Here is a 9095-nt window from a genome sequence, read left to right on the forward strand (position 1 = left end):
AACTAATTTAAAATATATGCGAAAATTTTATAAATCTTTTCCAATAAGTCAGACACTGTCTGACCAATTGAGTTGGAGTCATTATTTACTTTTATCTAAAATTGATGAAGTAGAAAAGCGAAAATTTTATTTTGAAGAAGCCATTTCGTCAAATTGGTCAGTTAGAGAATTAGATAGACAAATATCATCATTATTGTTTGAAAGATTATCATTAAGCAAGGATAAAGAGAGCACACTACAGTTAGCAAACGAAGGGCATAAAATTTCTAAACCAGAAGACTTAGTAAAAGACCCTTATTTTTTGGAGTTCTTAGGATTAAAGCAAAACTTTGCTTTTTATGAAAAGGATTTAGAAGATGCATTGATTAAACATTTACAGGAATTTCTTTTAGAGTTAGGTAAAGGATTTTGCTTTGTTTCAAGACAACAAAGAATAACTTTAGATGGGGAACATTATTTTATTGATTTAGTTTTCTATAATAGAATTGCAAAATGTTTTGTTCTGATACACTTAAAAATTGGTAAATTGACGCATCAGGATATAGGACAAATGCAAATGTATACTAATTATTACAAGAGAAATGAAATGATGGATGGAGAGAATGAACCCATTGGTATACTGTTATGTTCAGAAAAAAATGAAGCAGTAGTTAAATATACTCTTCCAGAGGGACAAAAGCAAATATTTGCATCTAAGTATAAAGTGTATTTACCTTCAGAAGAGGAATTAAAGGAAGAGTTAATTAAAGAGAGAGGTATTATTGAAATACAGAAGAAAATCTAAGAATAAAAAGTAATGTATTTAGTAAACTATGATGAACCTTACCATAAAAACGATTGCGTTTTTTCTGAAATCAAATATTAGGATTAATATAAAAATCAAAAACAAATATACAGACAGCAGTAAATTCAGAATTAGTTTTATTAAATTGGAATATAGGAAGAATTATTAAAATACAGGTGCTTAATGAGCAAAAAGCAGAGTACGGTAAATCTGTTATAAAAAAGATAAGCACTCAATTAACAAAAGATTATGGCAGAGGTTTTAGCCAAAGAAACTTGTTTAATATGGTTAGATTATATGAGGTAATACCTGATTTAGAAATTTTGCAATCAGTGATTGCAAAATTATCTTGGATTCATCTACTTCAAATAATTTCTATAGAAGATAATATTAAAAGAGAATTCTATATTAAGATGTGTGCTTTAGAAAAATGGAGTGTAAGAACTTTAAAAAGCAAAATAGACTCTATGTTATTTGAGAGAACTGTTATATCTAAAAAGCCAGATAAATTGATAAAACAAGAATTAGAATTGTTAGAAAAAGAAGATATAATGAGTACCGAGTTATTTTTTAGAGATCCTTATATTTTAGATTTTTTAGGGCTTAAAGATGTATATAGTGAAAAGGATTTAGAAAATGCAATTCTTGCTGAGTTAGAAAATTTTATATTAGAGATGGGAACAGATTTTGCATTTTTAGCGAGACAAAAAAGGATAAGAATAGATGATGAAGATTATTACATAGATTTACTATTTTATCATAGAAAAATGAGAAGGTTAGTAGTAATAGAATTAAAATTAGATAAAAGTGGGATACACGTTGCACAGTACTTAACACAAATGCCACCTAAGGAGATATTAGAAGAAAAGTTGCATAAGGCAATACAAAGGGCAAAACTGATTTTAGAACAGAGAAAATAAGAGTAATGCATTTAGTAAACCGTGGGGAACCGTATAATAAGTAAAAAATGCTATACTTTTCATTATAACTTTAGTATAACATATAAAAAATAGTTTGAAGAAGCATGTTATATTGAATAACTTAATAGATTATATAAAGACTATGAGTTTTTAGTTATGACACCAATAACATTTGGATATGGTAATATGTCTGGTTTCCCTGGTAATCTTCACTTAAAACAAACTACTATTAAAACAGTAGCCTATGAGATAATAGAAAATATAGTTAATTGGGGAATAAAAAATATAGTAATAGTATCTGGTCATGCAGAACCAAAACATCTTATAGCAATTGAAGAAGCCTGTGAAGAAATTAATACTAAATATGGAGCAAGTGCATTTTCTCCCATGGGTGCAATTTTTTCTAATGAAAAATTAGGATTCAACATAAAACATCATTCTGAAATAGAAAGATTATTTAAGGAATATTCAAATGATTTTCATGCAGGATGGATTGAGACTTCTAATATGTTATATATTGAATATAGTTTGGTTAAAACAAACTATGTTAAACAACCAGATATAGATATTAATCCTCAAGACATGATATATCCAGAAAAAATATTGAAAAAAATTAAAGGTTTTGGTCATATGGGATATCCTAAAATGGCAAGTACTAAACTTGGGAAATTATTAAATGATGGAATGGTACAAATATTATTTGAAGCCATAAGTGCTTTTATTAGAAGAGATAATTATCAAATATATGAACATCATTTTTTATATAATAATCCTTTTTTGAGAACAAATAACCTTAAAGGTAGAAGATAATAATGTATACTATTGGAGAATTTGCATTAATCGCTGAAGTATCAACTAAAACGTTAAGATATCATAATACCTATAATTATTTAAACCATTCAAGATAGATGATTTAAATAATTATAGGTATTATGATAAAGAACAAATAAGCGAAATTATATTTATAAAGGAGTTAAAGAAATATGGTTTATCCTTAACAGACATAAATGAAATAAAAAAGTCAAAAAACAAAAAATTACTAAACAATATGTTAGAAAAGAAACTATTAAATATAGATAAAAAAATTATAAATTTAAAAGATATGAAAAAATCTATTAAGAGAAAAATTAATGAGTCTGTACTTTGGGTTGAAAATAATGATAAAATAAATTACTTTGTTGATATAATTGAGATGGAAGCAAGTGAAGCCATTTTTATTAGAGAAAAAATAAAATTTGAAGAAATTGGACAGTTGATTGGAAAGTTATATGAAATAATAAATAAGTTTTTTGTAAAACTTAAAAATAATCACATGGTAATTATCCATAATAGAGATGAAAATGAAATTGCTGATGTAGAGGTTTTTGCACCTATTGAAAAAACGGAAATGGTAAATAAAATTTCTAAAAAGAGATTTGAAGGTGGAATGTTCTTAAGAACAACGCATAATGGACTTAGGAATAAAGGGAATGCTTATGCACAGTTATATGATTTTGCTAAGGAAAATAATTATAAATTAATTGAACCTATAATTGAGAAATATGAAATAAAATCAGGAAAATTTATAATAGATATAATGTTTAAGGTTGAGCAATAAAAGGATTTTATAGAATATACAAAGTTTTTTATACTATATTGGTGTTAAGTTGATGAATAAAAAGTAATGTATTTAGTTAATCATGGTGAACCGTACCATAAATAAGTGCGTTTTTCTCTGAAAGCGAGAATGGCACTCTAGTCTGAACGTTGTCGAAATAAATAATAACTAGTTTAGAAAACAAACCCATATTCATATTTTAAAGGTTAAAGGAGCTAGAAATTTATGAATTCAAGGAAGATATATGAAAAAAGAGTGAGATATTACGACCGCTTATTAGACAAGCTATCAAAAAACATAACGTACATTAGTGGTTTAAGGCTCTTGATGGTAGTACCTATAATTATGACTGTAAGCTTTGCAAGCAGTATGGAAAGACATCTGATTTCTTGGGGGATATCTTTGCTTTGGATTATATTGTTTGTTTACCTCGTTAGCAGGCATAGAAGACTTAAGGAAACACATGAATATGTATCTATACTTAAAAAAGTAAATGTTGATTCCATCATGAGAATAGATGGCAGATGGATGAAGTTTAACGATACGGGAGATGATTTTCAAGATGAAAATCACAATTTTTCTTATGACCTTGATATTTTAGGACAAGGATCTCTCTTCCAATGGATCAATTCAGGGAATACTCATATGGGAAGAACTAGGCTTGCACATATTTTGACTCATCCATATGGCGATAAAGTGACAATTCTTAAAAGACAGGAAGCAATCAGTGAATTGGCTACTAAGAGATGGTGGAGACATAGACTTCAGGCAGAAGGAAGGATGATTACAGAAAAAAACAGAAATATTGAAGCTTTAATAAACTGGGCTAAAACTAGACAGTCATTATATATAAATTCTTGGATGATTGTAGTATTTCGAGCATTACCTATTGTTACAGTTAGTACTTTTCTGCTAGCCTTTGCAGGCAATAGAACCATAAAAGGCATTCCAATATTGTTTATAATATTTCAGATGATGTTACTCTTAATCAACATAAAAAAGCGGAATAAAGATTTTGCCTTGGTGTATAAGTACCAAAAAAGTATCACCACATACAGGCGGATGTTAAGGCACTTTGAAAAAGTGAGTTTTCAGTCTGAATACCTTAGAGAATTAAGTAACAGCCTAGGCAACAATAAAGGTATATCAGCAATGAAACAACTAAAAAGACTAGAAGCCTTAGTTGATAGGATTGAAAACCGAAACAATATTTTCTTTTTTCCAATTAATGTGATTTCCCTATGGGATTATCAATGCTTAATTGAATTAGAACGTTGGAAAAATGAATCTGGATTAATACTTGAAGAATGGCTACAAAAAATGGGTGAAATTGAAGCCCTATCCAGTTTAGGGACCATAGCATATGATTATCCAAGCTGGGCAATTCCTGAAATTACAGAGGAATCTTCAATGCTTAAAGCCAAGAATATAGGGCACCATTTGCTTACAAATAGACAGGTTTGTAATGATGTAAATATACAAGATCCTTTCGGAATATTATTAATAACTGGATCTAATATGTCTGGAAAGAGTACTTTTCTGAGGACTATAGGAATCAATTTAGTACTTGCTTATGTAGGTGCACCAGTATGTGCAAATTACATGACATGTTCAATTTTCAGCATACATACGTGTATGAGAATAAGTGACAATCTTGAGAGAGGTATATCCTCTTTTTATGGAGAACTATTGAGGATTAAAGAAATTGTAAAAGCGACTAAGGGAGATACAAAAGTATTTTTCTTACTTGATGAAATATTCAAAGGGACAAACTCCTATGATCGGCATATAGGGGCAAAAAAGCTAATTAAAAAATTACAGCACAATGGAGCTGTAGGCCTTGTATCGACCCATGATCTTGAACTAGGAATGCTGGAAAAGGAGAATACAATTAAAAATTACCATTTCCAAGAATATTATAATGATGGTCAAATTTGTTTTGATTACAAACTAAGACCAGGTATTTCTACCACAAGAAATGCGCTGCATCTTATGAAGATAATAGGAATAGAAGATGGGGTAGATTAAGGAAGAGATTCTTTTGCCATATAAAAAACGTAGTTATAACGATACGGTGAGCCGTACCACAAGTAACGGCGGTTTTTGTTATAATCAAGCATTTTAAAATACTAGTTAATTTGGATATATGTGTAAAATATAACCTACATATGAATAAAGTCCCATCTGTGAGATAATCCTCCAGATAGGACTTTTCTATTAATTATTTACAGTGTTTTATTTCTAACAACAATTAGTATAAGCACACCAAATTGCCTAATGCTCTCCACTATTGTTTAAGTAAATAGAGATACAAATTAAAAATGTGCTAACCATTAATGATTGTGTGAAATTTTCATTTAAGAAAATAATAACTAATACTAACGAGAAGATTGGGATTAAATTCATATAAATCATTGTACTGCTTGCACCATATTTATTACAACAGGTATCAGTATAATTGAAGCTATGAAAAAGCGGAAGAAGAGGATTGTAAATGGTCCTAATTCTGCAACGGAAATTTTACCAGTAACAATAACTCCAGCTGATAATATAACAGCTGGTAGCATTAAATAATAGGATTTCATTTTATTTTTTATTTTGACAGTATGCATAAATAAACCCATTAAAGACACTATGGCTGAACCTAAAACCATATTTGTCATAGAATTTGCCAACAATTTCATTGCCATTTGCTACATATACCCATAAATCTTCTACATCCTCATGGCTATGAAGCCATTCCATGATCATATTGGACAATTTTTTCAAAGAGTGAAAGACTTAATATTAGTAAACTTGAGTCTGTATTACTAAGACATTTAAAGTTATCAGAGAAGGATATATATTTCATAAGGCGTATTCAAGAGTATATTAATAGTGGTGAAAACATAGATGAATTTTCAAGAAATAAAGGAATATCTAGAAGAAAGCTTGAACGAGATTTTAATAAATATATTGGAATATCCCCAAGTAAGTTTAGTTAAATTCAGAAATTTGAATTTGTTAGTAGAGAGCTACTATACTCTAAAAGAATGAACTTATCTGATTTAGCACATGAAGGAGAATATTATGACCAACCTCATTTTAATATGCAATTTAAAAAATACAGCAAAAAATCGCCTAAAATTTTTGCTAAAGATAGAATTGACCTAAAGTAAATGATAGATTTACTTTAAATAATTTAAATTACGCCATATTCAACAGACACCAATAAGGGTCTAAGGTATATGGCTTTTTTCGTTTATAAGTTTTGTAATAATATAAGGAAATGCATATAAAGAATTCTAGATTAGGAGTATCTTTATAAACACTATAACATTGCAAATAGATAATAGTAGTCTTGAACCAGATAAACTAAATCCCACCTATGAATTTTATCAATCTTATAGAGGTCAGATTAATGAAATGAAAACCGAAGTTAATTTCATTGTATAGGTATAATAGGATTGAAATAAAATAACGAATATAGTAGATTTTCAATATGTCAATCAAAAACAGAAGGAATTATCTGTTAAAGATAATATGGATAAGAATAGACCTTAGTGGGCTGGTATTGATTTATCTTTTATCAAAATTCTATATGAAAAGGTGGAAGACAAGGATGGATATTTTTACAATAGGACATTCAAACTATTCAATGGATAGACTATTAAAAATGCTAAATTTTCACAATATAAATTGTATAGTAGACATAAGAGGAACGCCATACTCTAAATATAATACACAATTTAATAAAGAAGCAATAAAGAGAACTTTAATACATAATGGGTTTACGTATATTTATATGGGCAAGGAATTTGCAGTTCAAAGAGAAGATAGAAGTCTGTATACGAATGAAGGGTATGCTGATTTTGAAAAAGTAATCCATAACAAAGACTTTCTAATTGGTATAGAAAGGTTAAAAGCTGGATGTAAAAAGGGATATAGAATTGCACTAATGGGAGCAATGCAAGATCCTATCAATTGTCATAGATGTATTTTGTTGGGAAAGGTATTGAGAGATGAAGGTTTTAATCTAAGACATATAATAGATGATTATACACTAGCAACGCAAGAAGAAATGGAAGAAAACCTTTTAGAAAAGTACTATAGCAATAGAAATCAAATTACTTTTGATATATACATGGGAAAAGGCCAATCAAAGCAAGATTTATTAAAGGAATGTTATAGAAAGAGCAATAAAGAGATTGGGTATAGAGTAGAGAAAATTAAGGATGATATTTAAACATACAAGAGCAATTAATATATTTAGTAAATGAAAAGGGTGTCTCCATATCTCTTATACCTACTACCCTACATCCACCACTCTCTCCGTACTATACCTATACTACTTACTAAAATCTTCAAATATATTTAAAGATCCTATTTTATTGGGATTGTGATTTTCATCTCAAACCAATCATATTCAATGTTTTCAAGATAAAACATTTCAAATTCATCTTCTCTTCCAGCATAAATGTTTTTTATTGTTGGATTATTTTCAATAGTGTTTAATTTAATTTCCACGTCCTCTTCAATAACTACATTACCACTTACTCTTAGTGTTGATGAATTTTTAGACTTTGTTATCCATTCTGCATAAGGAGTAACTTTTAGTTGGCTGAAAGTCCTTCTCTTGTTTGATGTTCCGAAAAGTATTCTATTATCCTCCGTAATCATAATTCCAAAGGCTCTTACTCTAGGCTTTCCATTTTCGTCTACTGTTGCTAAGAATCCCATAGGATTTTCCTTAATAAAATTTAATTCCTTACTCATGTTATTAGTCTCCTTTTTAAGTTTTATTTTTTAATATTCATTAAGTTCCCCTTTTACCACCGTCAAATTTGGGTGAGAAAAATTTATTTTCTTTGGATTTGTTACATATTTTTAAACCTCCTTGAATTTAAAGAGTGATTATATTAATTATTGTATAGAATATAAATATAAGATACAATGGTTAATATAAGATGATATGATAGATAATAGACATGTTGATCATTAATGTTCATTAAGTAGGAGGAAATCATGAGGAAGAAGACAGACTTAAGGATAATACGAACGAAAAAATCTATAAAAAAAGCGTTTTTAGACTTGCTTAAAGAGAAAAACTATAATAAAATTACCATTCAAGATATAGCAGAAGAAGCAATGATTAATCGTAATACTTTCTACTTACATTATTTAGATAAAGATGATTTACTTGATCAACTAAGTAGTGAGTGTTTCAATAAATTGAAAGAAAGTATGAATGCTAGTAGTAATATTAATATAATTGATGACTTAGGTTATGATGAGTTCTATGAAATAAATAAGAAAGTTTTTAAATCTATTGAAGAAGATTTTGATTTCTATAAGGTGATTCTAGGGGATGAAAGTATACCGTACTTATCTTTTAAATTTACAAATGTGATAAAGAATCATATGAGTGAGGGGCTAGACAAATCTTACTCACTAAAAACTGATGAGAGAAATATAGACCATAGAATAATATATGTTGAATATATGGCAGCAGGGCTTATAGGAGTTATTCGCTTTTGGGTTAATAATAAGGATAAGTATTCTATAGAAGAAGTATCGCGGATAGTCATTAATATGTACTCGAAAGATATACTAGAATTACTAAAAAATTGTTAGAACTTAAAAGTATTTTCCATACAAATTATGGAGCAGACACCTTTTTCATAAAAACCGCTGTTGGAGTATATACGGTGAACCCTATATAGATTTCTTGGTTGTAAATTTGTTTTATACAGTAACTTGCCTATAAGGGAAACGATTGAAAATCTTTGGAACCCTGGAACGTCACAACATCCTA

Annotated in this window: 9 protein-coding genes and 2 pseudogenes; 8 read left to right on the top strand and 3 right to left on the bottom strand. The window is 28.7% G+C overall.

The features are described 5' to 3' along the window. From N4A57_RS01945 to N4A57_RS01965, 6 genes and pseudogenes are all read left to right on the top strand, one after another. On the top strand, positions 1–784 hold a 784-nt coding region (locus N4A57_RS01945), incomplete at its 5' end, for a PDDEXK nuclease domain-containing protein (protein WP_293655755.1). 107 nt (positions 785–891) lie between these two features. Beyond that, the gene (locus tag N4A57_RS01950; RefSeq protein WP_293655767.1) at positions 892–1704 is read left to right on the top strand and encodes a PDDEXK nuclease domain-containing protein; all 813 of its coding nucleotides are present in this window, start codon (positions 892–894) and stop codon (positions 1702–1704) included. A gap of 147 nt (positions 1705–1851) precedes the next feature. Beyond that, positions 1852–2514 (top strand): annotated as a pseudogene (locus tag N4A57_RS01955) (creatininase family protein); the annotation flags it as partial. A 94-nt stretch (positions 2515–2608) separates the two neighbouring features. Next, positions 2609–2713: pseudogene (locus N4A57_RS18615) on the top strand (MerR family transcriptional regulator); the annotation flags it as partial. A gap of 39 nt (positions 2714–2752) precedes the next feature. Next, on the top strand, positions 2753–3301 hold the full coding sequence (locus N4A57_RS01960; protein WP_293655758.1) for a GyrI-like domain-containing protein: 549 nt from the start codon (positions 2753–2755) through the stop codon (positions 3299–3301). Between the two features lie 225 nt (positions 3302–3526). Further along, positions 3527–5329, top strand: coding sequence for a MutS family DNA mismatch repair protein (locus N4A57_RS01965; RefSeq protein WP_293655759.1), 1803 nt, complete (start codon positions 3527–3529; stop codon positions 5327–5329). A 246-nt stretch (positions 5330–5575) separates the two neighbouring features. Here N4A57_RS01965 and N4A57_RS18620 read toward each other — a convergent pair whose 3' ends face one another. Then, a complete protein-coding gene (locus tag N4A57_RS18620) occupies positions 5576–5716 on the bottom strand; it encodes a hypothetical protein (RefSeq protein ID WP_442863851.1) in 141 nt (46 codons plus the stop codon). Further along, on the bottom strand, positions 5713–5991 hold the full coding sequence (locus N4A57_RS01970; RefSeq protein WP_293655761.1) for an EamA family transporter: 279 nt from the start codon (positions 5989–5991) through the stop codon (positions 5713–5715). The genes N4A57_RS18620 and N4A57_RS01970 overlap by 4 nt, the downstream gene beginning before the upstream one ends. Positions 5992–6902: 911 nt before the next feature. Between N4A57_RS01970 and N4A57_RS01975 the strand changes: the two genes are divergently transcribed. Continuing rightward, positions 6903–7526 carry a DUF488 domain-containing protein gene (locus N4A57_RS01975; RefSeq protein WP_293655763.1) on the top strand — a complete coding sequence of 208 codons (624 nt, stop codon included), beginning with the start codon at positions 6903–6905 and terminating at the stop codon, positions 7524–7526. A 137-nt stretch (positions 7527–7663) separates the two neighbouring features. Here N4A57_RS01975 and N4A57_RS01980 read toward each other — a convergent pair whose 3' ends face one another. Beyond that, positions 7664–8056 carry a pyridoxamine 5'-phosphate oxidase family protein gene (locus tag N4A57_RS01980; RefSeq protein ID WP_293655765.1) on the bottom strand — a complete coding sequence of 131 codons (393 nt, stop codon included), beginning with the start codon at positions 8054–8056 and terminating at the stop codon, positions 7664–7666. Between the two features lie 249 nt (positions 8057–8305). Between N4A57_RS01980 and N4A57_RS01985 the strand changes: the two genes are divergently transcribed. Beyond that, entirely contained in the window at positions 8306–8914 is a 609-nt protein-coding gene (locus N4A57_RS01985) for a TetR/AcrR family transcriptional regulator (RefSeq protein WP_293655766.1), read from the top strand. The last annotated feature ends 181 nt before the right edge of the window (positions 8915–9095 follow it).

The sequence above is a fragment of the Anaeromicrobium sp. genome, assembly GCF_025210435.1.
Lineage (GTDB): Bacteria > Bacillota > Clostridia > Peptostreptococcales > Thermotaleaceae > Anaeromicrobium.

Bases quoted from the DNA above. Each gene is read 5' to 3' on its own strand.
- N4A57_RS01960 (WP_293655758.1), top strand. From the start codon at position 2,753: ATGTTAGAAAAGAAACTATTAAATATAGATAAAAAAATTATAAATTTA.
- N4A57_RS01965 (WP_293655759.1), top strand. From the start codon at position 3,527: ATGAATTCAAGGAAGATATATGAAAAAAGAGTGAGATATTACGACCGC.
- N4A57_RS18620 (WP_442863851.1), bottom strand. From the start codon at position 5,716: ATGATTTATATGAATTTAATCCCAATCTTCTCGTTAGTATTAGTTATT.
- N4A57_RS01970 (WP_293655761.1), bottom strand. From the start codon at position 5,991: ATGGCAATGAAATTGTTGGCAAATTCTATGACAAATATGGTTTTAGGT.
- N4A57_RS01975 (WP_293655763.1), top strand. From the start codon at position 6,903: ATGGATATTTTTACAATAGGACATTCAAACTATTCAATGGATAGACTA.
- N4A57_RS01980 (WP_293655765.1), bottom strand. From the start codon at position 8,056: ATGAGTAAGGAATTAAATTTTATTAAGGAAAATCCTATGGGATTCTTA.
- N4A57_RS01985 (WP_293655766.1), top strand. From the start codon at position 8,306: ATGAGGAAGAAGACAGACTTAAGGATAATACGAACGAAAAAATCTATA.